Source organism: Acinetobacter sp. SH024, assembly GCF_000163635.1.
Classification (GTDB): domain Bacteria; phylum Pseudomonadota; class Gammaproteobacteria; order Pseudomonadales; family Moraxellaceae; genus Acinetobacter; species Acinetobacter pittii.
The window spans coordinates 91,691-114,849 of record NZ_GG753603.1 but is presented as its reverse complement, the minus strand read 5'-3'; the positions used below and the strand labels follow the sequence as shown (position 1 = coordinate 114,849).

General features: G+C 37.1%; 19 protein-coding genes and 2 pseudogenes. 11 read left to right on the top strand and 10 right to left on the bottom strand.

From position 1 onward, the window contains the following. Positions 1–21 precede the first annotated feature (21 nt). Entirely contained in the window at positions 22–378 is a 357-nt protein-coding gene (locus HMPREF0013_RS19330) for a DUF5991 domain-containing protein (protein WP_005804399.1), read from the bottom strand. Positions 379–520: 142 nt separating this feature from the next. Here HMPREF0013_RS19330 and HMPREF0013_RS19325 point away from each other — a divergent pair. Continuing rightward, positions 521–1,176, top strand: a pseudogene (locus HMPREF0013_RS19325) (haloacid dehalogenase-like hydrolase). Positions 1,177–1,312: 136 nt separating this feature from the next. On the opposite strand, the gene HMPREF0013_RS24725 reads toward HMPREF0013_RS19325, so the two are convergent. From HMPREF0013_RS24725 to gshA, 7 genes and pseudogenes are all read right to left on the bottom strand, one after another. Then, the gene (locus HMPREF0013_RS24725) at positions 1,313–1,990 is read right to left on the bottom strand and encodes a hypothetical protein (protein ID WP_005804397.1); all 678 of its coding nucleotides are present in this window, start codon (positions 1,988–1,990) and stop codon (positions 1,313–1,315) included. Between the two features lie 69 nt (positions 1,991–2,059). Next, positions 2,060–2,792 (bottom strand): annotated as a pseudogene (locus tag HMPREF0013_RS19320) (SH3 domain-containing protein). An 83-nt stretch (positions 2,793–2,875) separates the two neighbouring features. Beyond that, entirely contained in the window at positions 2,876–3,616 is a 741-nt protein-coding gene (locus HMPREF0013_RS19315; RefSeq protein ID WP_025464159.1) for a lysozyme inhibitor LprI family protein, read from the bottom strand. Continuing rightward, positions 3,603–5,507 (bottom strand): glycoside hydrolase family protein, encoded by a 1,905-nt coding sequence (locus tag HMPREF0013_RS19310; protein ID WP_005804395.1) that lies wholly within the window; start codon positions 5,505–5,507, stop codon positions 3,603–3,605. Before HMPREF0013_RS19310 ends, HMPREF0013_RS19315 begins: the two co-directional genes overlap by 14 nt. Then, positions 5,497–8,790 (bottom strand): type VI secretion system Vgr family protein, encoded by a 3,294-nt coding sequence (locus HMPREF0013_RS19305; RefSeq protein WP_005804393.1) that lies wholly within the window; start codon positions 8,788–8,790, stop codon positions 5,497–5,499. The genes HMPREF0013_RS19310 and HMPREF0013_RS19305 overlap by 11 nt, the downstream gene beginning before the upstream one ends. 158 nt (positions 8,791–8,948) lie before the next feature. Next, positions 8,949–9,470: a disulfide bond formation protein B gene (locus HMPREF0013_RS19300; RefSeq protein WP_002121896.1), complete on the bottom strand. Its 522-nt coding sequence runs from the start codon at positions 9,468–9,470 to the stop codon at positions 8,949–8,951. 16 nt (positions 9,471–9,486) lie between these two features. Then, a complete protein-coding gene (gshA, locus tag HMPREF0013_RS19295; RefSeq protein WP_005804391.1) occupies positions 9,487–11,064 on the bottom strand; it encodes a glutamate--cysteine ligase in 1,578 nt (525 codons plus the stop codon). 168 nt (positions 11,065–11,232) lie between these two features. Between gshA and HMPREF0013_RS19290 the strand changes: the two genes are divergently transcribed. The 5 genes from HMPREF0013_RS19290 (at position 11,233) to HMPREF0013_RS19270 (ending at position 16,376) form a co-directional block, all read left to right on the top strand. Beyond that, positions 11,233–11,772 carry a DUF924 family protein gene (locus HMPREF0013_RS19290; RefSeq protein WP_002121850.1) on the top strand — a complete coding sequence of 180 codons (540 nt, stop codon included), beginning with the start codon at positions 11,233–11,235 and terminating at the stop codon, positions 11,770–11,772. A 59-nt stretch (positions 11,773–11,831) separates the two neighbouring features. Further along, complete coding sequence (locus HMPREF0013_RS19285) at positions 11,832–12,395, top strand: CC0125/CC1285 family lipoprotein (RefSeq protein ID WP_002122008.1); 564 nt, start codon at positions 11,832–11,834, stop codon at positions 12,393–12,395. A 13-nt stretch (positions 12,396–12,408) separates the two neighbouring features. Then, complete coding sequence (locus HMPREF0013_RS19280) at positions 12,409–13,719, top strand: DUF445 domain-containing protein (RefSeq protein ID WP_005804389.1); 1,311 nt, start codon at positions 12,409–12,411, stop codon at positions 13,717–13,719. Positions 13,720–13,747: 28 nt separating this feature from the next. Next, a complete protein-coding gene (locus HMPREF0013_RS19275; RefSeq protein WP_005804388.1) occupies positions 13,748–14,902 on the top strand; it encodes a pyridoxal phosphate-dependent aminotransferase in 1,155 nt (384 codons plus the stop codon). Between the two features lie 106 nt (positions 14,903–15,008). Beyond that, complete coding sequence (locus HMPREF0013_RS19270) at positions 15,009–16,376, top strand: MATE family efflux transporter (RefSeq protein ID WP_017387596.1); 1,368 nt, start codon at positions 15,009–15,011, stop codon at positions 16,374–16,376. 57 nt (positions 16,377–16,433) lie between these two features. Here the strand turns inward: HMPREF0013_RS19270 and HMPREF0013_RS19265 are convergent, their stop codons facing one another. Continuing rightward, the gene (locus HMPREF0013_RS19265) at positions 16,434–17,267 is read right to left on the bottom strand and encodes an SDR family NAD(P)-dependent oxidoreductase (protein ID WP_000787760.1); all 834 of its coding nucleotides are present in this window, start codon (positions 17,265–17,267) and stop codon (positions 16,434–16,436) included. A gap of 210 nt (positions 17,268–17,477) precedes the next feature. Between HMPREF0013_RS19265 and HMPREF0013_RS19260 the strand changes: the two genes are divergently transcribed. The 3 genes from HMPREF0013_RS19260 (at position 17,478) to phoR (ending at position 20,482) form a co-directional block, all read left to right on the top strand. Next, positions 17,478–18,149 carry a TetR/AcrR family transcriptional regulator gene (locus HMPREF0013_RS19260; RefSeq protein ID WP_000224580.1) on the top strand — a complete coding sequence of 224 codons (672 nt, stop codon included), beginning with the start codon at positions 17,478–17,480 and terminating at the stop codon, positions 18,147–18,149. A gap of 254 nt (positions 18,150–18,403) precedes the next feature. Then, a complete protein-coding gene (gene phoB / locus HMPREF0013_RS19255) occupies positions 18,404–19,114 on the top strand; it encodes a phosphate regulon transcriptional regulator PhoB (RefSeq protein ID WP_000650776.1) in 711 nt (236 codons plus the stop codon). A 9-nt stretch (positions 19,115–19,123) separates the two neighbouring features. Further along, positions 19,124–20,482, top strand: a complete 1,359-nt coding sequence (gene phoR / locus HMPREF0013_RS19250) for a phosphate regulon sensor histidine kinase PhoR (RefSeq protein WP_002121907.1) — start codon at positions 19,124–19,126, stop codon at positions 20,480–20,482. Positions 20,483–20,549: 67 nt separating this feature from the next. Here phoR and HMPREF0013_RS19245 read toward each other — a convergent pair whose 3' ends face one another. Further along, the gene (locus tag HMPREF0013_RS19245; RefSeq protein ID WP_005804384.1) at positions 20,550–21,746 is read right to left on the bottom strand and encodes an alpha/beta fold hydrolase; all 1,197 of its coding nucleotides are present in this window, start codon (positions 21,744–21,746) and stop codon (positions 20,550–20,552) included. Positions 21,747–21,986: 240 nt separating this feature from the next. On the opposite strand from HMPREF0013_RS19245, the gene HMPREF0013_RS19240 reads away from it, so the two are divergent. Both HMPREF0013_RS19240 and HMPREF0013_RS19235 read left to right on the top strand, forming a co-directional pair. Further along, positions 21,987–22,745, top strand: coding sequence for an AcfC family putative adhesin (locus HMPREF0013_RS19240; protein ID WP_005804382.1), 759 nt, complete (start codon positions 21,987–21,989; stop codon positions 22,743–22,745). A 263-nt stretch (positions 22,746–23,008) separates the two neighbouring features. Continuing rightward, on the top strand, positions 23,009–23,159 hold a 151-nt coding region (locus HMPREF0013_RS19235; protein ID WP_240490963.1), incomplete at its 3' end, for a helix-turn-helix domain-containing protein.

Below are 23,159 nucleotides of genomic sequence, written 5' to 3'. Positions count from 1 at the left end.
ATTTTAAAAAGAGCTCTATAACTATTGTTTATCTTTAAAAAATAAGTTGTCTTTACTATCTAAAACTTCATCGGAATAAAGATAATATTTTCCTTTCTTAAAGATCACTTTTCCTAACTTTTCACCACTTTGAACTTTAAAGAAATATAGCTCGTTATTTTTCTCTTTCACTTTGCATATATAAGATTTATCAACCTGAAAGCCAGCAATAGAATACTCACACTTTTTGGGTGTTAGTGTTAAAATAAATTCTATTGTCACAACATTTCCACCTGGTAGTTCTTCTGAACTATAATAATGATAAGTACCATTCCACTTATCTGTATTTGCAAATGTGTTAACCGAAAAAGCCAGCAATAATAAACAAAATTTTTTCATTTAATTAATTTATAAACAATCAAGTTAAACTATTATAATCATATGACAATATAATAAAATATTTTATTATTTTATAAATCAACCCTTAAAAATAATTTTTGAAAATTAATTCTTATCACTATTACCAAATATAGAGAAATATATGAAAGAAATTGTTGTTTTTGACTTGGATGGGACATTACTATCGGGTGACTCTACAAAGGCATGGCTAACAGATAAATTAAAATCCAATATTTTTAGATTTATCGCTGCACTTATTGTTACGCCCATCGCTTTGCCTCTTATGAAATTTAAGAAATATAAATCTAAAGGTGCTTCATTGTATTTATGGATTGCAACGTATGGCTTGAACGAAGAAAAATTAGAATACAGCTTTAAGAATTTCTCTAAGAATATCAAAAACAATTCTTTCAATTCATTATATTGGTTTGAGCAAGGTATAAACGAAGTTAAAGATCATTTAGCCAATAGAAGAATTGTGTTTATTGCTACGGCTGCACCAGAAAAGTTAGCGAATGTTTTACTCGATTCTATCAATCTAGATGTACGAATTATTGGTACTCCTCTACAAAACAAGCTGGGAGGATGGATAAGTGGGATACATTGCAGGTCTGAAGAAAAAGTAAGAAGATTGAATAAGCTTGATATTAAACAACCTTGGTTTGCAACATACAGTGATGATATTGAGGATGACTTACCTATTTTGATGGGCGCCAAAAGCCCTACTTAATTAATAGTGACAACAACAAAATTAAAAATATTAAAATCAAAAACTTAAAGCTATTAAATTGGTTTTAAAGTTATGATATGAGTATTGTTTAAATAAGCTTTCTAACGACTAAATAACGATAATATAGGCACTTTTATTACTAAAAGTGTCTATACTATCTTTATTAAATTTTCCTTTATTGTAAATATTATCAGATACTTTTCATTAATTTTCTCTATATTTATTTTTCAAATCCAACAAACCTTTACTATATATTTTTTCATTTTCAGTACATGAGGCTTGTAAGTTCATATCTAGGTAAGTATAACGATGTAACAATTTTTCTTCATTATTACGCCCTCCCAAAATATTAAAATGCGCACCTTCACTTGAAAAACATTCAGCCATAATATTAGGAATTCCATCCCCTATCAAATCAATTCCTCTAATTTTATTATTTTTATATAGAATCTGATCCTTATTTAATTCAAAACCATAACCATGAACTAACTCCTTACTTCTTTTATTAATATTATAAAAATAATTAGGCTCATCTGTAACAAAAGCTAATTCTGAAACACAATCACTACTATCTTTTTTCAATATTGGATTCACAATATCATATTTAAATTTTTCGTCATCTTTATAGATAATTACTATATTCTTATTAAGAGGTTTTTCACTTACTATACAGCCCTCATCAGAATCTAATAATAAATAAATTTTATTATCTAAACCCTTTTTTATTTTTCTAATTTTTTCAGCAGATTCAATGGATTGATTATTATTTACTTTCTGTATTTCAAAAGAATTTGCATAAGCTCCTTCAATTACATATTGAATATGAATAGTAGATAAGCTTAAACCTACTAAACATACAAAAACTAATTTTTTATAAATCACTTTTATTTTCTCGCATCACTAATGAAATTAATATTTATAGCCGCTCATGACTTTACTATTTGAATTTTATCAAAAATCAACTTTCCAATCCTTATTAGAAACTAATTTCCCATTCTTTACATTTAAAATGATATTGTAAGCTGCTGCACCACCATTATTAAAAGTATTTAAAATAAAAATATTATTATTTAAGTAATATATTTTAAAAATCAGCAAGCTCGTTCTTATCACCATCTATACCATTTTTAGGGAAGGAATATTGCTCGAGTTCAGTTCTACTGATTTCTATTCTGTTATCTGTTTCTTTAACAATAATTTTATCAAGTTATAAAAAATTATTTTCAGGTAGACTACCATCAGTACCAAAGAATATATTACCATTAAAATACTTATACTCTCCTTTACAAAATTTAGGATCTAAAATAGTATTTTTTGCATATACTTCTACTATTAGTTTTTTATCACTAAAAACAACCTTTTCTATAGAATATTGCGATAACTTTATAGAAGTGTAACCAGTAAAATTATTTATTCTATTTTTATAAACAAATCCAGATACACCATTGCTTGCATTAACTAAACAAAAATTATTCGCTTCTTCATCCATCACACATGAAACAACTTCATTATTATTTAATTTGGATGTAATTTTAGAATTTAAACTTGAACTTTCTCGCACATTAACATATCCATCCTTATCTTGAATAAAACCAAAGTCAGTATATGAAGCTCCTACAGGACCAATCATAAAAACAGTAAAAATTACAAACTTAAGTTTTCCTTCATTTAGGATAAGTTCCATTTTGAATTTTAATAAAATAGTAATATTATTTTTTAGATAATATTACTATTATCAAATACAATCAAAGTTTTAATAATTTAGAATTATTCCTCATAATCATTACAATCAATTTTCTTGTTTTTTAAATTCGTATCAGTTGTATAGCCAATTTTAAAATTTAAATTTAATAAGTCTTCTTTTCTAAAAACCTTAGGAACAATATTCCAAACATTTTTTCCATTAGTTACAAACACCAAATTAAACTCTGGGACTTTATTATTATTAGTATCAATTTGATACTCTACAGAAAATTCATCTTTTTTCTTACCAACAATATTATATATACGTGGTTCATTTAATTTTTGATCACAAGCTTGATATATATAAATCTTATTTTTTAAAATCTTAATTGTACTTTCACTACAATAACACCCGCCTACTTCTAATTCTTTTATAACACCATCTTTATAATTAAATGGCTTTATTAAGTTCCCTTCTAAACTATCAAAGTCTAGGTATGATATTCTTAAATCTTTAATTTTAGAGTTATTAAAATCACTCAGACATTTATAATTTTCATTATTTGCTTCTTTCCCATTAAAATTACATTTTAAATTTCTATTTCTCAACCAAGAACGTTGAGTATCAATAAGATACTTAACTTCGTTTTTATTATCACTAATATAGCTTTTTACATCAGAATATGTATTATTCAGATCATGCTCACTATTTTTATATACTGTTTTCTCATCTAAATGTTGTGGCTTATAATCTGCAGCATTTGAGCAGGCACTCAAACTAAAGACTAATAGCACACTAAAAAAATTAAGATTAATGCCTTGCATCGTACGTTCCTTTAATAAACAATTGATATTCACTATTACGCCTTTTCGTCAAACCGAGATCTGGAACTTTTTTCCCATTTACAGTTATTTTATTTATATCTAACATTTCTTTAGGCCCATCTTTATAATTACTTTCATTAATAAGCTTACATAAATTTGGGGCTTTACTAGCAATATTCCCGATATTGAATGCTAACGATACTAAAGCATCAAATTCATATTGATATAGAGGAACTTTAATAGCTTTTTTGACATAAGCTTCATGTTTCAAAACATCTTCTTCAAAATAAGTTTTAGCCTGAGATATTGAGATAAAATCTTTTAAAGCTTTTTTACCTAAAGCTTTACATGATGATTGACCTACGAGATGTCCCCATCCAACTGTACAATATCCTTTAGAATCATCGTAATAGTATGTTCCTTGCCCATCAGGAGTTAAATATTTTCCTTCCCATTCTTGAACAAATAATCTTGCATTTGCACTTGTTGTTAAATTGCTTATAGGTATTCTATTTCCAATTGATTTCTGAGAAGTAGTTTGAGGCAACTGTAAATCAAAACTATTTCTATATCCTTCTAACAATATTGCTAAAGGATCAGCTATATCATCACGTCTCGAATAAAGTCCATGTTCTTTTATTGTAAGATTTGACGCATCATCTAATGAAAAACCATTGCCTGTAAAATATTCAAAATGTAGCATTGAAACATTATGTGCTGTTTTTCCAGCAATAGGTATAGCAGCTGGTCCATTCTTATTTTTCATTACACCTGTTTTGCCTAATATTTGGCCTTGCTTAACGGGATCCCCCACTTTTAATGTTATTGATTTTGGATCTAATTCACCATACCTAATTACAAACTCTCTACCATCATCAGTTTTATGCCTAATACTTACTTGATTAGTTTGTAGATAGAATCCTTGCGAAGCTATTACTTTACCGGGTGCTATAGCAACTACTTCAAAGCCACTTTCTGCTTTGCTAACAGGTTTACAATTACTATATAAATCTCTTCCCGCATGCTTTCTATTACCACTTCTATTTCTTCCAAAGATTGCCATTGAAGCATTAGTATCATTGAGTTTAGCTCCCCAATAATAATTTGATAGTTCTCCACCAATATCATTGATAGGTTTTACTTTAAAAGGGAAAATAATACTTGGTTTATAATTAGATATATTCTGTTTTGGATTTCCAGTATCTTGACTTTCAGCATTCATATTTTTTAATTCTGGTGCAGTACTATTAAGAATCTGATCTTTAATATGATTATAGATCTTATCTGCACTAATATCTGGCATCCAATCCGGAGCTTTCGCTAATGTACCAAACCAATGGTCATCTTTATCATCATGATTATCCTTTTTAGCGACTCCATTATTAATATTAGAACTATTATTTATTTTCTTTGGTTCTCCATTATTTCCTTTGTTTAAAGGTAGCTTTAGTATTTGTCCTTCCGAAATCTTATTTGCATCATTAATTTTATTTATTCTTTGAATTTCTTCAATTTTACAATTCATATCTTTTGAAATTTTTAATAAAGTATCACCCTTTTTCACTTTATATGTTTTTCTACTATATTGACCAGTTTTCCCTTTCTCTCTCAGCTGAGTTTTTATTAAAACTGATGGACTATATAACTTGACGATAGCATGACTTTTTTCAAGACAAACTCTGCTGATAAGTTGCATCTGATTTAAAATATTTTGGAAATAAACATCAAGTACAACTCCTTTATCTCTACTTATATCAACAATCGCTCCTTTAGAATTTGTTAATCCTTCAGCAATGAGATTATTACCATTTTTTATTTGATATTTAGCATTTTTAATGGGATGCCCTAGTAAGTCTAATAAAATAAAGGTTACTAAACACTTATTTTTCATTATTTTTTACTCCTAAAAGAAAATCCTCATTATCCCATTCATCAACAATTACATCCCACAGCTCTTGCTCTTTTCCAACTAAAACTTTTATATTAAACGGGTCTTCTTTTGTAATTTTCCCAGTTCGCCCATGTTCATCTAAGGCTCCTGAGATAAATGAATTTGTTTCTTGAATAAAAGCTTTATATGTAAACTGACTAAAATCGCTCTCCCAAAATAAATCATAAACATCTAACTTATTACTATACATAGCAGTATTTGGAAGCTGTGGAACCTCATAAGAAACCTTAGCTCCACTCGTAAACAAATGCTGCCCAGCTTTACTTTCAAACTTGCCACCTGTTGTTGAAAATACGCCATCTGCATTAATTTTGAGCTGAGATCCACCTGCCGTTAATACAATTTCTTTTGGACTGGTAAGCTCGATTTTTTCTTCAGTAGAAATGAGCTTGATGACCTTCTTGGCAATTGCTTCAATGGCATCGTCTTGTGCTTGTAGTTCGAGCTTTCCTTTTGCTGCATAAGCACGCAAACCCTTTTGCGCGGCAAACAAACTGATCTTGTCTTGCGCATGCCCAATGATATTTTTCTGTGCACTTAAGTTAATTGAGCCACTAGCACTTTCTGCAATATCTTGCGAAGCTTGCAAAATGATATTTTCAGGTGTCGTCAATGCAATGCCATTTGGCGATGCTAATAACATCAAGGCCTGTCTAAAAATTTTGCCTTGTTCTTGCTGTTTAGTATCGGAACTACTTTCTAAACCTTGGGTATAACCTTCCATAAAGCCTTGCAAAGAACTTAATGCTTTAGAAGGTGATACTTCCAATTTACTGCCTTTACTAAACGTTCCACATACACTCATCATGTCAAAGTCTTTAGTCTCGACATTCGCTAAGACTTTTCCGACCTCTTGAATACTTTCAAATGGATTTTTATGAATGCGGTCTTTAATACTGGCAAGTTTTCCTTTAACGATGTCAGCACCATGCTCTTCAACATTTTCAATAAATGCTTTTAAGTTTTCTACCGCATCTTTGGCATCGCTAAAAAAAGAATTAAATTCGTCTACAACGCCTTTTGCATTTCCCCCTAGCGCACCAATATCTTGAATAAAGCCACCACAGTCTTTTAAAGCGTGAATAGGATCGTTATTAATCCCTTCTTTAAATAGGTTCACCGTACTATCTAATGCCTGTCCTGTAGTTTTTAGCTCAAGTGACTGGATGAACTTGGGTAAGCGATTAATCACGTTCAAAGCATCAGTCTGTTGCTTTGCTGCAACTTCACTGAGCATTTTCATGCTTTCATAACCTTGTGAAAGTAAGGATTGTGCTTGTGCAGCCTCTAGATGGTCTGCAATCGCTTGCTCTTGTGCATAGGTACTGATGAGCATGCCTTTACCTGCACGCACAGCTCCCCAAGCATCTGTTCTAAGCTCAAAGCCCTCTCCACGACCCTGACTCGTCGCTTGTTCTTTCGGATGGCTTAAATTACCCAAATTCAGCTGTGTCGCTGCATGGCTACTTTGTAATTGGGTACTAATTTGCCCCGTTGTGTCATCAAAGCGTAATTGGTTAAAACCACTACCACTGACTTCCTGACTGCGAATTCCGCTCAGTTTTTTAGTATCAGGAAGCTGCCCTTTCACATCGAACTTGGTTGGTGAGCGTTGCGCTTCATGGATGCGCCCAGTCACAAATGGACGATCAATATTGCCATCAAAGAAGTCAATGACTACCACTTCACCAATACGTGGCAAGAAACGTGCTCCATAGCCCTCGCCTGCCCAAGAAGTCAGTACATCCACCCAAGCTGAGTCGGTATCATTGTCATTGCTACCCGCGCCACCGTCATGGCCATGATCATCACTACGGGTGAATAGAAAACGCACCTTAATGCGCCCCCATTCATCAACATGGATAGTTTCTCCCTCTGGCCCCACGACTTTGGCTCTTTGCGGGTAAGCAATCGGGCGATGCTGTTCTGGATTATATTCAGGTGCCGTCTTGATCTGACGGCGTATTAGGGTCAGCTCATTACCTTGGCGCTCAATATCATCATAACCATGTTTATCCCAACGACTTTGGGTTAACAACTGGCTCACTTGCTGATGTAAATCTTTTGGTAAGTTATTTTGATTATAGAAGTTTTTAGCAATAATCAGGAACTCTTGATCAGCCCCTTCATGCTGATCAATTTCAGGATGCTCCTGTAGATTAAACCAATAACCAACTTGGCTATCACGGACACTACTATAGGCCTTAAAGTATTTGGCCCGACTCGCGTACATATCCGTAAATTGCTGATTCAATTTCTCTAGCTGATTACTACTTGAAGCTGTGGCCTGATCTTCCCCTTTTAAATCTTGCATCCAAGCTGGACTCATATGCCATGCTTGTTCAAGGCTTAAACTCGCTGAATCAAACTGCTCTGAATGTAGGTGTGTAGTAATAACTGAACCTACACCTTCTTCGTTTGCCAGAGCATCGGGTTGCCAACGCTGCACATGTACAGCAGTCGGCTGTAAAGACCGCACCGCAACAAAACCTGTAATGCTATCTTGATATTCTGTTGCACTACTTCTGTGATAGCGAATGCTGCGACGTGCTAAAGCTTGGTACTGGCTATTGTCATCAATGAGTCTTAGTTTTTGAGGTTGTATAGGTGCAGTAAAGTGAGGAACAAAAAGCTCTGCTTCATCAATGAGCCAACTAACGCATTCACTTCGCCATAAGCGTGTAAGAAAGTCATAATCAGATTCATTGTGCTGCATGATAAATGGGCGAATATCATAACTCTGACTTAACCCACTAAGGTCGAGACTTAAACTTGTCGCAAAAAGTGGACTTCTTTCTTGCCATTCTTTAAATAAAACTTCAGTGACTTCAATAATGCTTTTATTCATAAAAACACGACTATTACGGCGCTTGTGCCATAAGTTTGTCGCGTCTTTTAAGGTCAATTTATAAAGCGTTAAAGCACCGTCACTCTGGCCATAACTCGCTTCTGTCACAATTCCTGTAGTTCGAAATAATTGTCCAGAATCAGTGACCTGATCAACGGCAACTTGCACACCTATAAACTGCTTCAATGCAATTTGGGCACTCGTTGAAAGGCAGATCAACTCAGCGTCCAATCCCCCATTTAGCTGATGTTGGCCTTCTATACGTTGTAAAAAAACTTGGCTATTGAGTAGTTCATTAGAAAATTGCACATGGACGGCACGTTTCTGCGCACTTAACCCTATTTTTTCCAAAACATTAAAGATATTAAAAAGCATTTTTTTATAATCATAAGGATATATAAACGGCTGCACTTTATAAAAAACAGAACTATCTGTCTACATGATTATGCTTTTTTTTAATTCGTTTTTTTATATTTTGACCTATTCCCAAGCAATAAAAAGCCCAACATAGTGTTGGGCTTTTTTAAAGAGCTTTAAGCTCTTTTTTTGGTTGTCTTAAATACTGGATAAAAACGGAATAACTGCCATAAACAGACCAGTAATAGTAAGAGGAAATAGACCAATGACCAAACTGGTAAAGATTGACCTAAAAAGGTCCAATCAATTGCTGCACATTCACCTGAACCCGACAATACTTCTTGTAAAACTGTTTTCATTGGTAAGGCATCAATTAAATAGTTTAAACCCGGGCCACAGCTTGGTACTTGATCTGGTGGTAAATGTTGCAACCAGACATGACGTCCTGCCACACCCACTGACCATAAAATTGCAATGCCTGCTAAAAATGCATAAAAACGTTTAACCGCATTTGAAACTGGGTTATGCAAAAAGGCTATGAGTGCTACAAGGCCCATTGCCATTAAGCCAACACGTTGAAAAATACAGAGCGGACATGGCTCTAAACCTTTTACATGTTCCAGATACAACGCAAAAGACATGCCGACTATACTTGCTAAAACAAGTAGTCCACTCACCAAACGGTAACTTAATCGCATGTAAAACCTCGTTTTATTATCGATATTGTTCAAGATATTGATCAAAACTGATCTTGGTATCTTGCTCAAGTTTTTCTTGCTGCTGTAAAGATTGCGCAGCCAACTGTTCAAAATGTTTCAAAGTTTCCACACTAAGCTCATGCTGTTCATAACTTTCAGTATGTAACTGAGCCATGTGGCTACCAAAACTCCAAGTTCCACCATGCTTTAACGTATCATCAATGACATGGGCAGATAAAGTTTCATCAACTTCATCAATTCGTGCTTGCATGACAGCCAAAGCTGAACCATACAAGTCCGTTGCATAGGTCTGATCGAGTAGCTGTGCACAATCTTGCATTTTTGCAATATATAAACGTGCCCAATCTTCGATGTGATACGACCCAGTTAAATCTGTAATGGTTGCGTTTGGCGCTCGACCTCGGTTGACCACCTCTGTTTGATTTTTCTCAACCAAGTCTTGCTCAGAACATAACAAGTCTGGGCTATCACTTAACAAACAATAAAGTGCTAACACTTCAAGAAAGCCTGCTGTCGTTTCATCAACGCCAATTGCCGAGTATGGATTTACATCTACAGCACGTAACTCCACATAGCCCACGCCTCGATTTTTTAAAGCTTGAGACGGTGTTTCACCTGCTTGAGGCACCTGTTTTGGACGTACTAGACTGTAATATTCATTCTCAATCTGCAAAACATGATCATTAATTTGCAACGGCTCACCAGATGCATCATTTAACCCTAAACGGCTAAATGGTGGGTAAGGAGAATGAACGGCTTTTTGTAAACCATCCAGATAGCCAGACAAATTGTTGTAATGAATACCTAAGCTTTTTTGGGCTGAGTTTTGATAGCCCAATCGTCCCATACGGAGTGCTGTAGCATACGGTAAATAGTATGAACCTTTGATTAAAGGCAACAAATGATGTTTGTGTCCGGTCAAGAAACAACGACATACTGTTGGACTCGCGCCCACCAAGAACATGACCAATGGTGTTAAACGAATAAAATTACGAATAAGGCCAAAATAACGATGGCTACGGTAATCCTGCAAACTTAATGATTTTAATTGTTCGTCAGTTTCATGAGCTTGTAGCTCAGCAAAAAGTGTATCTGGGAAAGATAAGTTGTAATGCACCCCTGAAATGGTCTGCATACGACGACCATATCGAATTCCTAACCCACGGCGATATAGTGTTTTAAAACGACCAATATTAGAGGTGCCGTACTGCGCTAGACGAATGCGTTCTTCATTGTCGTCTAACATACATGGCATAGACAGCGGCCAGAGTTTTTCACCATTTTCTAAATGATGATGCACAACCGCATGAATATCGGTGAGCTCGTGCAGAGCTTCTTCAATGGTTGCCTTAGGTGAAGTAATAAACTCCATCAACGCTTCTGAATAATCAGTCGTAATTTTTGGATGTGTTAACGCCGAACCTAGTGCCTTCGGATGTAACTCTTGTGATAAGAACCCATTACTTTGCATACGTAGGCTTTCACGCTCTATTCCACGTAACATGCCTTGTAGTAGCGACGAATCCACCCAAGCAGGAATAACTGATTGAGATGGTGTAGTGGGTTGACTCATGCATTTGCTCGCTTATTAAAGATCACTATATACAAAATCGTGAGATGATACGGTTACTTATATAATCACATCATTCCAGTTTGGCAATTTTTATCACAATCTTGTTATTTAAGACACGAAAGAATTGTGATTTTATTGAAGAATAATTGCTAAAGAGTTGTCAATATCATGAACGAACAAGACATTTTAAACTTCTGGTTTTCTCCTGAACACCGTTCACTTTGGTTTGCAAAAAGTGATGATTTTGACAAAAAAATCCGTGAAAATTTTTCTGATGTTCATCGACAGGCAACTCAAGCAGAACTCTGGTCTTGGCGAAAAACAGCAGAAGGTCGTTTGGCAGAGATTATTGTACTAGACCAGTTTTCTCGCAACATCTATCGTGATCAGCCCCAATCTTTTGCCTATGACAGCTTGGCATTAGCTTTGGCACAAGAAGCAATTAGTTTGCAACTCGATGCACAGCTTAATCCAGAGCAACGCTCTTTTTTATATATGCCGTTTATGCATAGTGAATCAAAATTGATCCATGAATTTGCCTTGAAACTATTTCAACGTCTTGGCAATGAAATTAACTTAAGCTTTGAGAAAAAGCATAAAGTCATTATTGATCGCTTTGGACGCTATCCTCATCGCAATACCATTCTCGGACGTGTTTCTACTCCAGAGGAAACCGAATTTTTATTAGAACCGAACAGTAGTTTTTAAAGCTTCTTAATTTTTAATGCTGAGTCATCTTTGTTTTAATGCTCAGCTGGGAGTTCACCATGAAATATCTCTCTCTTTGTTTAGCCTTAGGCACTGCCTTAACCTTAACTGCTTGTGCAACGACTCCAAGTAAACCAAAAACCTTTGATCAACTTGGTCAGTTTTCCGCATACCCTTTAAATGCGCAAACGTTTCGTATTAGTTTTCAAGCCGATCCGAATATGAGTTACGGTGCAGCTGAAGAAATCACTTTGGTAAAATCAGCGCAAACGACCGTACAAAAAGGTTTCCGCTTTTTTAAAGTACTGAATGACCCAAGTAACCAAAGTCAGAAACCACCACGTCAGGCTGTGGTTTATCCATCTGCTCCAAGCTTTTATCCTTATGGCTATGGTCGTCGCTATCCGGGTTTCTGGCATGATCCGTTCTATGATTTCCCACAAGTGGTCAATATCGACCCTGTTCAAGTGTCGTATACTATTGAATGTTATCGGGATCAAAAGCAAGCTCCTCAAGACGCTTTTGATGCAACCTTGATCTTGAAATCAATCGGACAAAAATATGGATTGAGTCCGACAGGAGCGCTGTTGCCACCACCCGAGCCTCCAGTAAAACAAAAATGAATAGGATAAATTTATGAGCATGGCAGAAGAAGTTCACCACGTGCCCAGTCTTAAACGTAGTAAATATTTTGCTACCCTAGCGCTGATCATCGTCGTTGTGCTGTGGATTGCACTGATGGTAGCCGACCGTTTTCTGCCAGAGTACACAGGTTTTATTCATATTTTGATGCTAGGGGCCGAAGCAGGTGTAGTTGGCGGTCTAGCCGATTGGTACGCGATTACAGTTCTGTTTCGGAACCCTTTTGGTAAGTTACCGATTCCTAAGTTTTTACGGGACCATACCGAGATTATTCCGCGTAACAAGGCACGCATTGCCGAGTCAATGGGCCGTTTTGTACAGGAAAATTTTCTTTCGCCTCAAATAGTCGAAAAAAGCCTAGAAAAAACAGACTTAAGCCTCGCAATCGGTCAATGGTTGGCAAGTCCGCAAAACAATACGCAAGTGGTACAACTCATTCAGCAAACTGTACCGAAAATTTTTGAATTTGTGAGCCAAGAGCAAATTGCTAATTTCGTGCAAAACAACAGTGTGCAATGGGTACGTAATACCCAAGTCAACAAACTCGCCAGTGAAATGCTACGTGCAGTCTTGGAAAATGATTTCCACCAAGATGTTTTACAACGTGGTCTAGATATTGCCCATGAGTGGGTGGTACAAAACCCAGATAAAACCTGTGAATTAACCCGAAAAATGTTTAAAGCACTGGGTGTCTGGTCACTTGCAAGAGGCGCAAGCTGGATTGGAATTGATGTTCAACAACGTACAATCGACTCATTGGTTGAAAAAGTAGAATCAATGCTGGCCGACCATGAACACCCATGGCGACAAGAAATTGAAACAATTGCACATTCACTCATGCTAGAGCTAGCGAAACCCGATAGTGTTGCCAGTCAACGCCTTAACAGCGGTAAAGATGCTCTCCTTGATAGTCCTCAAGTTCTAAATTTTATTAGTGGTGCTGTCACTATTTTGTGTGATGCCATTAAAGAAGATTTAATGAAAGAAGACTCTGGCATTGCAATGAACCTGCGAGCTGCGATTCAGCAGTTGGGTGAAAATCTCGTTCAAAATGTAAAAGTACGTGAAGTTCTCAACAAAGAAATGACAGGACTTGCCATGAATTTTACGGATCAATATAGCCATAAAATCATACGCTATGTGAGTGAACGCATTCATGAATGGGATTCACGTGAAATGATCGGGAAAATTGAAAATGAAGTCGGTGGCGACTTGCACATGATCCGAGTAAATGGTGTTGTAGTGGGTGCATTTATTGGTTTGACACTTGGTGTAATTCGGGCAGTGTTTGAGTCAATTTTATAACTTTAAATATTTTTAATAAGAGAACAATATGCTTCAGCTACAGTCAAAATTGGCCACTCAAGGCGTGACTATTTTTAGTACCATGACGGCACTGGCACATCGTCTAGGTGCACTCAACCTGTCACAAGGATTTCCAGATTTTCCGGCGCCACAAGCCTTACTTGAAGCCTTATCTCAAGCGACTTTAGCTGGACATAATCAGTACCCGCCTGGCGATGGTATTCTCGGTTTACGGGAGCAACTCGCTTTACAATTTCAGCAGCGTGATCAACTTCAACTTGACCCTGTCACTCAAATCACGATTACTCCTGGCGCAACCATTGCAATTTTTTGTGCCATACAAGCCTGCATCAATGCAGGTGATGAAGTCATTATTTTTGACCCAAGTTATGATAGCTATGGCCCTTCTGTCGAGTTAGCAGGCGGCAAAGCGGTTCATATTGCCCTGCAAGCACCTGACTTTAAGGTGAACTGGCAACAAGTTAAAGATTTGATTAATGACAAAACCCGTATGATTGTGGTGAATACGCCCCATAATCCAACCGGTACGATCTGGGCAAAACAAGACTGGTTAGAACTCATTGAACTGATTCAAGATAAAAATATTCTGGTTTTATCCGATGAGGTCTATGAACACTTAGTTTTTGATGGTCAACAACACTTTAGCGCATTGCATTTTCCAGAGCTCAGAGAGCGTAGTTTTGTGATTGGTTCTTTTGGAAAAACCTTTCATGTGACGGGATGGAAAACGGGTTACTGCGTCGCTTCACCTGAGCTGATGCGTTTATTCCGCCAGATTTATCAATATGCGAATTTCTGTGGTACGACCCCTTGTCAGATTGCTCTAGCGCAATATATGGAGCAACATCCAGAACATATTCAAGAGCTTTCTCAGTTTTACCAAACGAAAAGAGATCGATTTAATCAGGCAATTCTCAATAGTCGTTTTTTACTTAAACCTTCTCAAAGTACTTATTTCCAAAATCTTGATTATAGTCAAATTCGTCCCGACTTAAACGATGTGGAAATGTGCCAGTTTCTTGCCGAGCAACACAAGATTGTGGCAATTCCAGTTTCGGTTTTCTACCAGCAAGCGCCTGAGTCTTTACGCTTGATTCGATTCTGCTTTGCTAAAAATGATGAGACTCTGCAAAAAGCAGGAGAAATTCTGAATCAATGTTAATAAATTTAGCCACTTAGCACTGTAAAAATACTACAAGTCATTCACTCCAAATATGCTAAGTTGAATATCCGCCCAACTCAACAAAGAGATGGGCGATGGAGAATACATGCCACCAAGACAGTCCTTAATTCAACAGCAAAATCTATGGAAAACATTTTTTGTTTTCTTGCTACCCTTGATTGCAACCAATATTTTGCAGAACTTGTCGGGAACTATTAACACCATCTTTGTTGGTCAAATGATGGGAGTAGATGCAATTGCGGCAGTTTCTGTATATTTCCCTATCTTATTTTTGCTACTCGCTTTTATTATTGGGATTTCAACGGGTACTACTGTTTTAGTAGGGCAAGCATGGGGTGCGCAAAATATAGAGAAAGTCCAAAGTGTGGTCGGTTCTACCCTGTTTATGACCATCATTGGTGGAATTATTACCGCGATTCTTGGTGTGTTTTTCGCCCATGATATTTTGGAGCTTTTAGGTACAGACCCCAAGGTAATGCATCTTGCTTTGCCTTATGTACAATGGATGTTGGCGGGTAGTCCACTTCTGTTCGTTTATATTATCTATACCTCAATTTTACGTGGTGTGGGAGACAGTACGACCCCTTTACTGGCTCTAGCTTTAACCAGTGTCATCGGTGTAATTATTACACCAATTCTTCTCAAAGGTTATTTTGGCTTTCCTGCCCTAGGGATTATTGCTCCTGCTATAGCATCAATTATTAGTTATATCGCAATATTAATTTTTCTCGCGATTTATCTTAACAAGAAAAATCATTCACTTCGGCCGAATCGTCAACTTCTGCAACATATCCGTCATAATCCAGAACTAAGCAAAATTATTTTACGCTTAGGCGTCCCAACGGGTATTCAAATGATTACGACCTCAATGGCGGGTTTAGTTATTGTTGGGTTGGTTAACCATTATGGTTCACATGCTACAGCAGCGTATGGTGCAGTGAATCAGGTACTCAACTACATTCAGTTTCCAGCGATTTCGATCTCCATAGCAGCCTCAATTTTTGCAGCGCAAGCGATTGGTGCGGGTAAATCAGATCTATTAGCGCGAGTAACCCGTACGGCTCTGGGAATGAACTTTTTATTTACAGGTGCCTTAATTGCACTTGGTTATCTATTTTCAAAATATTTAATGGCTTTGTTTATTACCGACCCAACTGTGGTGGTGTTAGGTCAACAGCTTTTATTTATTGTACTTTGGGCGATTTTATTCTTTGGCGCAGGTGCCATTTTTGCCTCTATCATGCGTGCGAGCGGCACCGTGACTGTTCCAATGCTGATTAATATCTCTGCCATTTTATTTATTGAAATTCCATGCGCTTACTGGTTTAGCTCAATGTGGGGACTTAAAGGCATTTGGGTTGCCTATGCCTTGGCATTTGTGAGTTTATGTATTATTCAAGGCTTGTATTATCAATTTATCTGGAAGAAAAAGACGATCAAAGTTCTTATTTAGAACCATCCAAGCCACATAAAAAAAGCCATCATTTGATGGCTTTTTTTAATTTAAATCTTATTTCATCCATTTGGTCACAACAGTTGAAGCACGTTGATATCCTGTTGGGAACAAACGCTGCAATGCATCAAGAAATTTTGCATCACTACCAATCAATAAACGGCGTTTATTTTTCAAAACGGCATCCAAGATTTGACGAGCCGCTTCTTCTGGTGGAGTACGTAGAAACTTATCAAAGTTTTGAATCGATTTAGCTGGGTCCATACCTAAACTACTCAAGCTATCACTCATTTTTGCAGCTTTAGCAATATTGGTACGAATTCCCCCCGGATGTACGCACAAAGAACTCACGCCACTTTTTTCAATATCCAACTCTTGGCGTAACGATTCGGTAAAGCCACGCACAGCAAATTTAGTTGCGTTATAACCGGATTGAGTCGGTTGAGCAGTCAGACCAAATAAGCTAGAGATGTTAATAATGTGCCCATCTTGAGTTTGCTTAATGAACGGTAAAAATTCTTTAGTACCGTATACGACACCCCAGAAGTTAATCCCAACAATCCACTCTAAATCTTCGTAGGTCGCGCCTTCGACAGTCGAACCTAACGCAACACCAGCATTGTTAAAAATCAGGTTAACAGAGCCGTGATCTTGTACTGTTTCTTGCGCCCACTGCTTTACCGCTTCACGGTCAGACACATCAAGCTTTTTGGTGGTAACAGTAATATTGCTGTACGGCTTTAAAAGCTCGACAGTTTGTTGTAATCCTTTTTCATTAATATCACTCAACGAAAGATGGCAGCCCTGTTTTGCCAAAAGAATTGCTAACTGTTGCCCAATGCCAGAACCCGCGCCCGTAATTGCAGCGACTTTGTTTTTAAAATTTTTCATTGTCCATCCTTTGTTTTTCGATTTGCACAATCGGTTCATTGCATGTGCACTTTAGACACCTTTAATATAATTTTGACAATACACATTGTCAATATAGTACACTGTAATTTCAGATAGAATGGCACAATTCTGCTGAGGGCTTTATCATAGTGAGCATATTTGGCTAAAACCTATAAATTAGGAAACCATTCTTTAGGAAACAATTTATTTATGGCGACTAACGACTCAACCAGTAAAAAGAAAACAAAAAGTGTGAGTAAAGAACGTCAGTTCAAAGGGTTATCTCTATCTGAACGTAAAGAGGCACGCCGTGAAAAGCTGATTGAAGCGGGTATTGCAACCTATGGAACCCTTGGTTTTTTTTCAGTGACGGTAAAAGATGTCTGCCAAGAGGCAAAACTCACCGAACGTTATTTTTATGAATCATTTAAAAAGAGTGAAGATTTATTTCAAACCATCTTTTTAAAAATGATTGAAGAATTACAGCAAAATCTGATGCAAGCCGTAATTAAAGCTGCTCCCGATCCAGAAAAAATGGTCGATGCGGGTTTAAGAGCACTGCTGACGACATTAAAAGATGACCCGAGATTAGCTCGTATTGTCTATGTCGATGCTGTTCTGGTACAAGAATTACATAATCAAGCCACCATTCAAGAAACACTTGCGCAATTTGATCGCATGATTCAGGCCTTTGTTATGCTGACCATGCCCCAAATTCAGCACCATGAAAATGAGCTCTCTTTAATCGCAACGGGTTTGAATGGATATGTCACACAAATTGCGATTCGATGGGTGATGGGAGGGTTTGAGCAGTCTCTTGAGCAGGTTTTAACTGCATGCCGTATCGTTTTCTTATCTTTATTAGCTCAAGTTTCAAAATAATATTAAAGTTTTTTGACAGCTAAAAATGTGAAAAAATAGCGAAGCAATTAAGGTGATAACCTATTGAATGATTTTAGAAAGTTTGAGGCTGAGATGTCATAATTTGGTCATACCTTTGCCTTAGTTTTGTCACAAATTATTGCTAAATTCATTTTTATAGACTTTTCTGCAATGAAATTGTCATAATTAATCTTTGTAATAAGCCTGTCATAACTACAAAACGGTTCACCGTTAAATCTATAGGATATTGCGTTGTGAAAGATGACTATATTTTAATTGTCGATGATGAGCTTCCTATTCGTGAAATGATCCATACTTCTTTGGACATGGCAGGCTTTCAGTGTTTACAGGCAGAAGATGCCAAACAAGCTCATCAAATTATCGTCGACCAACGTCCGGCGCTTATCTTGCTTGATTGGATGTTACCTGGAGGCGTAAGTGGTGTCGATTTATGTCGCCGCTTAAAACGCGATGAGAACCTAGCAGAAATTCCAGTGATTATGCTGACCGCTCGGGGAGAAGAAGACCATAAAGTACAAGGTCTTGATGCGGGTGCAGATGATTACATGACAAAGCCTTTCTCAACACGTGAACTGGTTTCACGTATTAAGGCAGTTCTGCGCCGCGCGAATGCATTAAGTGGTGAAAAAACTATTGATGCCAATGGTTTAATTCTTGATCCTGTAAGCCAACGTGTTAGCTTTGGCAACAGCATTTTAGATATGGGCCCAACTGAATATCGCTTACTTGCGTTTTTTATGACCCATCCAGAACGTGCATATACGCGTGCCCAGTTGCTCGATCAGGTATGGGGCGGTAATGTATATATTGAAGACCGCACTATCGATGTGCATATCCGTCGTTTACGTAAAGTGTTAGAACCTTTTGGTGTTGACCGATTTGTTCAGACTGTACGTGGAACTGGCTACCGTTTCTCAACACGTGCAGATTTAGCCGCAGGTTAACCAAGATTTATGTATGAACCCTACCCCGTCCCTGAACAGGTACGTGAACAAAAGCTTTCTCGCTACAGTAGTTTATGGACGTTTGCCAAACAAGATTTACGGCTTTTATTATTTTTTCTAATTATTGCCGGTTTAGTCGGTTTCGGTATTGGGTATTTCTGGAGCTGTATTTTTATCGCCTTCGTGGTGTTTTTTACACTCCAGTTGCGTTCTTTATATCTGGTCAATGACTGGATTGCCAATAAACCTTATGACGTTCCTCCAAACCTTAACGGGATTTGGGGGGCATTATTATTTAATGTTTACCGTGCTCAGCGTCAGGAACGAATTGTTCAGGCCGAAATGGTCGGTTTAATTGACCGAGCTCAGTCTTCATTAGTTGCTCTTGCTGAAGCGGTTGTACTCATTGATGACCAACATCAAATCGAGTGGTGGAACCCTGCTGCCGAACGTTTGTTAGGAATCAGTCCTCTCGACCGTGGCCGCAACTTATTAACCATTTTACGTCAGCCTACTTTTATTGAATATTTTAACAATATTGATCAGGCACCCGACGGGATTAAGCTGCATTCCAACTTTGATGATGACCGCTATGTGCAGGTTAAGCTCACAAGATTTGGTGGAGAAAGTCGTTTATTAGTGGCTTACGACGTGACTCGTATGCATAACCTTGAGCAAATGCGTAAAGACTTTGTCGATAATATTTCACATGAACTTCGTACCCCATTAACCGTACTGAGTGGTTATATCGAGACATTTACCGATCAGGAAGATATTAGCCCACGCTGGAAACGTGCATTTGATCAGATGCAATCACAAACCAAGCGTATGAATGCTTTGGTCAATGATTTACTGTTGTTATCAAATTTAGAAAATAACAAGAAAATCGCAAAAAACCAGATTATTGAAATGCCGAGCTTAATGAATCAACTGTTTGATGATGCTCAGGCCTATAATGCCGATTATGGACACACGCTCAATTTACATATTGATAGCCACTGCGACCTGATTGGTTCCGACATGGAAATTGCCAGCGCGTTTAGTAACTTAATTACGAATGCCATCAAGTACACACCAAAAGGCGGAACCATTACCATCGGTTGGCATGATGATGGTGAACATGCTTACTTTAGTGTGCAAGACACGGGCATCGGAATTAACCCTAAACATTTACCGCGACTGACCGAACGCTTCTATCGTGTGGACAGCGACCGTAGTCGTCAAACAGGTGGTACAGGTTTAGGCTTAGCGATTGTAAAACATGTGCTGATGCAACACGGCGCTTATTTAGATGTGCAGTCTAAAGAAAACGAAGGATCAACATTTACCGCAGTTTTTCCGAAAGAAAGACTATATAACATGACCTAAAGTTGCCCTCTCACATTTAAAAAGCCGACTCATGAAAAGTCGGCTTTTTTGTATTATTTAAACCAATTTACTTAAAATTAGAGCAATACGATTTTGTCTGGTTTTTTTCTATGACATTTAAAAAGTGAGTGGCAAAAGTATTACTTTGACGCAGTGCATCACGATGATCGCCACCATCAATCGTTTGATAAATAGTTGGTTTTTTTAATTTACATAGCTGTTGGTAATAAGCAGATGTCCCTCTAGGGTCGACTAAATGATCTTTAGAACCCTGAACAATCATTAACGGTACGGTAGGCACCATATTTTCAATAGACTGCTGTTTTAAATAAGCCAAAAGAGGTTTTAAATCTGCATTAGGGCGAAATATGCTAGAAGGAGACTTCTTCAAATCAGATTGAAGTTCAGATAAACAGCGGCTACGTGCTTGAGTTAGCACCGTATTCATTTCTGGACTGACTAAGTTTTCAGGAACAATGCTTGGTTCTGCTGCTTGTGCTCCCAATAAAACAATTGGGAAAAAAGCAGCCACACTAGGTTCTGGGTTCGGATTAGTTTTCACATATTCTGCAATGCCTTCATATTGATAACCGCCTGGCGCAAGAGCGATTGCCCCTTTTAAATCTAGTTCGGGAGCATCTTTTTGACCATAAGCCGCCACTGTAATAGCAGCAGCCCCGCCTTGACTATGCCCCATCACCAACCACTGTTTATTAAAGCTCTTGGGCTTAAGCATATGTAATGCACGCACTGCATCAACCACTGTATGCAGTTGGCTTTTTGCATTCATATAGGGATGTGCACCTAATGTGCCTAAGCCTTGATAGTCAGGTGCGACAACTGCATAGCCACGTGCAAGCCAACCATCTAAAGCTTTGGAAGCAACTTCTTGATATGAGTGAACTGGTCCACCCACATAGTCGCCCGAAGGTGCACAAGTATCAGCAACTCCAGTCGTACCATGCGCCCAAGCAAGTATCGGCCAGCCATTTTTGGGTGGCGTTCCTTTTGGTAATAAAATAAAAGCCGATGCAACAATAGGTTCGCCCTGAATACCTCGACTACGATAATTTACTAATAAGCGCTGATTTGCATGAGGAAACAAATCCGTCACAGCTTGCTGTTCTAGCGACAATATTGAACCCGGTTTTTCGCTCACAATTTGCTTACCCAAATCTGTAATTGGAGCAGCCATAGCAGAACCAGATGCCAAACAAATACTGCTGAATAAAATTTTTAAAAAAGAATTACTTTTTCTAATCAAGGGATTACTCCTCTATTATTTAAATTACATCTAATTAAATAATTAATTTATAAAATATAAATTACCATAGAATCTTCTATATTTATATTCAACTCAAAATAATTTACATTTATATAGTCTCTTAAAATCTCATTAAATATATTTTAAAGGAATGTATTATAAATATCGTTGCAAAAATTAATCCAATTTCAATAATAAAAAATATATGCTGATATTTTCTTAATTACGATAGCGATTAAAATGCCAAAACAAAAATTTATACCCTACCTGATTTTTCTTATTCTCGGTTCTCTATCCATCCATAGCTTTGCAGACGTACAAGTATATGGTCCGGGTGGCCCAGCACCCGCTATGAAAGAAGCAGCCAAACAATTCACCAATAAAACGGGCATAGCAGTTCATGTGACTTCTGGACCTACTGCTCAATGGTCTGAAAAAGTGAAACTAGATGCAGATGTTATCTATAGTGGCTCCGAAGCCATGATGTCTGATTTTGAAAATGCTTTTTCTGAACAAATTATAAAAGACTCGGTAGAACCTTTATATTTACGCCCCGCAGCCATTTTAGTACGCAAAGGAAATCCTAAAAATATTAAAGGATTTAAAGACCTAGCTAAATCTGGTGTTAAGGTTTTAGTTACACATGGTGCAGGTCAAGTCGGTATGTGGGAAGATATTGCTGGCAGAACCGGAAATATCCAATTAACAAAAGCTTTTCGAAAGAATATTGTTACCTATGCAGCCAACACAGGGATTGCCAAGAAAAACTGGGAAGAAAATAGCAGCTATGATGCTTGGTTAGTCTTTAATATTTGGGGAGTTAGTAACCCAAATGTTGGACAAATTATTCCCATCGAACCGGAGCTAGTTGTCTATCGCGACACAGGTGTAGCCTTGACTAAACATAGTTTAAAAGATGCCGACGCTAAACGTTTTGTAGAGTTTCTATCTTCACAGCAAGGCAATAGTATTTTCAAAAAATATGGCTGGACTAAATAAGTAAAAAAGGGAGCGCAGCTCCCTTTTATTTTTTAAAATTATTCACTCTAGTTCACCTAGAATATATTCATTTCAAATTAAATATACGCCTGTGGCATATAAAGCGCCGAGTATTAAACAAAAGGCTGAGCTGACATACCAAAATAAATCACGGCAGAGTAAAACTTGAAGTGCGACATAAACCACCTAATTAATTTAAAGGGTTTATGGAGTATATAAAATTGTCATACCATCATCTTAACTTTGAAGATCGTACTGCATTAATGCTTGAGTCAAGAAAAGAAGGCTTTTCAGCCAGAAAATTTGCTGAACTTATTAAAAGACATCCTAGTACGATCTATCGTGAGCTTAAAAGAAATAGCATCAATGACGTTTATCAAGCTCGATATGCTTCTGATAACACTTTTGCTAGAC

What these genes read in the sequence shown, in the direction of transcription:
- HMPREF0013_RS19330 (WP_005804399.1), bottom strand. Translation starts at nt 378, where the DNA reads ATGAAAAAATTTTGTTTATTATTGCTGGCTTTTTCGGTTAACACATTT.
- HMPREF0013_RS19315 (WP_025464159.1), bottom strand. Translation starts at nt 3,616, where the DNA reads ATGCAAGGCATTAATCTTAATTTTTTTAGTGTGCTATTAGTCTTTAGT.
- HMPREF0013_RS19310 (WP_005804395.1), bottom strand. Translation starts at nt 5,507, where the DNA reads ATGAAAAATAAGTGTTTAGTAACCTTTATTTTATTAGACTTACTAGGG.
- HMPREF0013_RS19305 (WP_005804393.1), bottom strand. Translation starts at nt 8,790, where the DNA reads ATGCTTTTTAATATCTTTAATGTTTTGGAAAAAATAGGGTTAAGTGCG.
- HMPREF0013_RS19300 (WP_002121896.1), bottom strand. Translation starts at nt 9,470, where the DNA reads ATGCGATTAAGTTACCGTTTGGTGAGTGGACTACTTGTTTTAGCAAGT.
- gshA (WP_005804391.1), bottom strand. Translation starts at nt 11,064, where the DNA reads ATGAGTCAACCCACTACACCATCTCAATCAGTTATTCCTGCTTGGGTG.
- HMPREF0013_RS19290 (WP_002121850.1), top strand. Translation starts at nt 11,233, where the DNA reads ATGAACGAACAAGACATTTTAAACTTCTGGTTTTCTCCTGAACACCGT.
- HMPREF0013_RS19285 (WP_002122008.1), top strand. Translation starts at nt 11,832, where the DNA reads ATGAAATATCTCTCTCTTTGTTTAGCCTTAGGCACTGCCTTAACCTTA.
- HMPREF0013_RS19280 (WP_005804389.1), top strand. Translation starts at nt 12,409, where the DNA reads ATGAGCATGGCAGAAGAAGTTCACCACGTGCCCAGTCTTAAACGTAGT.
- HMPREF0013_RS19275 (WP_005804388.1), top strand. Translation starts at nt 13,748, where the DNA reads ATGCTTCAGCTACAGTCAAAATTGGCCACTCAAGGCGTGACTATTTTT.
- HMPREF0013_RS19270 (WP_017387596.1), top strand. Translation starts at nt 15,009, where the DNA reads ATGCCACCAAGACAGTCCTTAATTCAACAGCAAAATCTATGGAAAACA.
- HMPREF0013_RS19265 (WP_000787760.1), bottom strand. Translation starts at nt 17,267, where the DNA reads ATGAAAAATTTTAAAAACAAAGTCGCTGCAATTACGGGCGCGGGTTCT.
- HMPREF0013_RS19260 (WP_000224580.1), top strand. Translation starts at nt 17,478, where the DNA reads ATGGCGACTAACGACTCAACCAGTAAAAAGAAAACAAAAAGTGTGAGT.
- phoR (WP_002121907.1), top strand. Translation starts at nt 19,124, where the DNA reads ATGTATGAACCCTACCCCGTCCCTGAACAGGTACGTGAACAAAAGCTT.
- HMPREF0013_RS19240 (WP_005804382.1), top strand. Translation starts at nt 21,987, where the DNA reads ATGCCAAAACAAAAATTTATACCCTACCTGATTTTTCTTATTCTCGGT.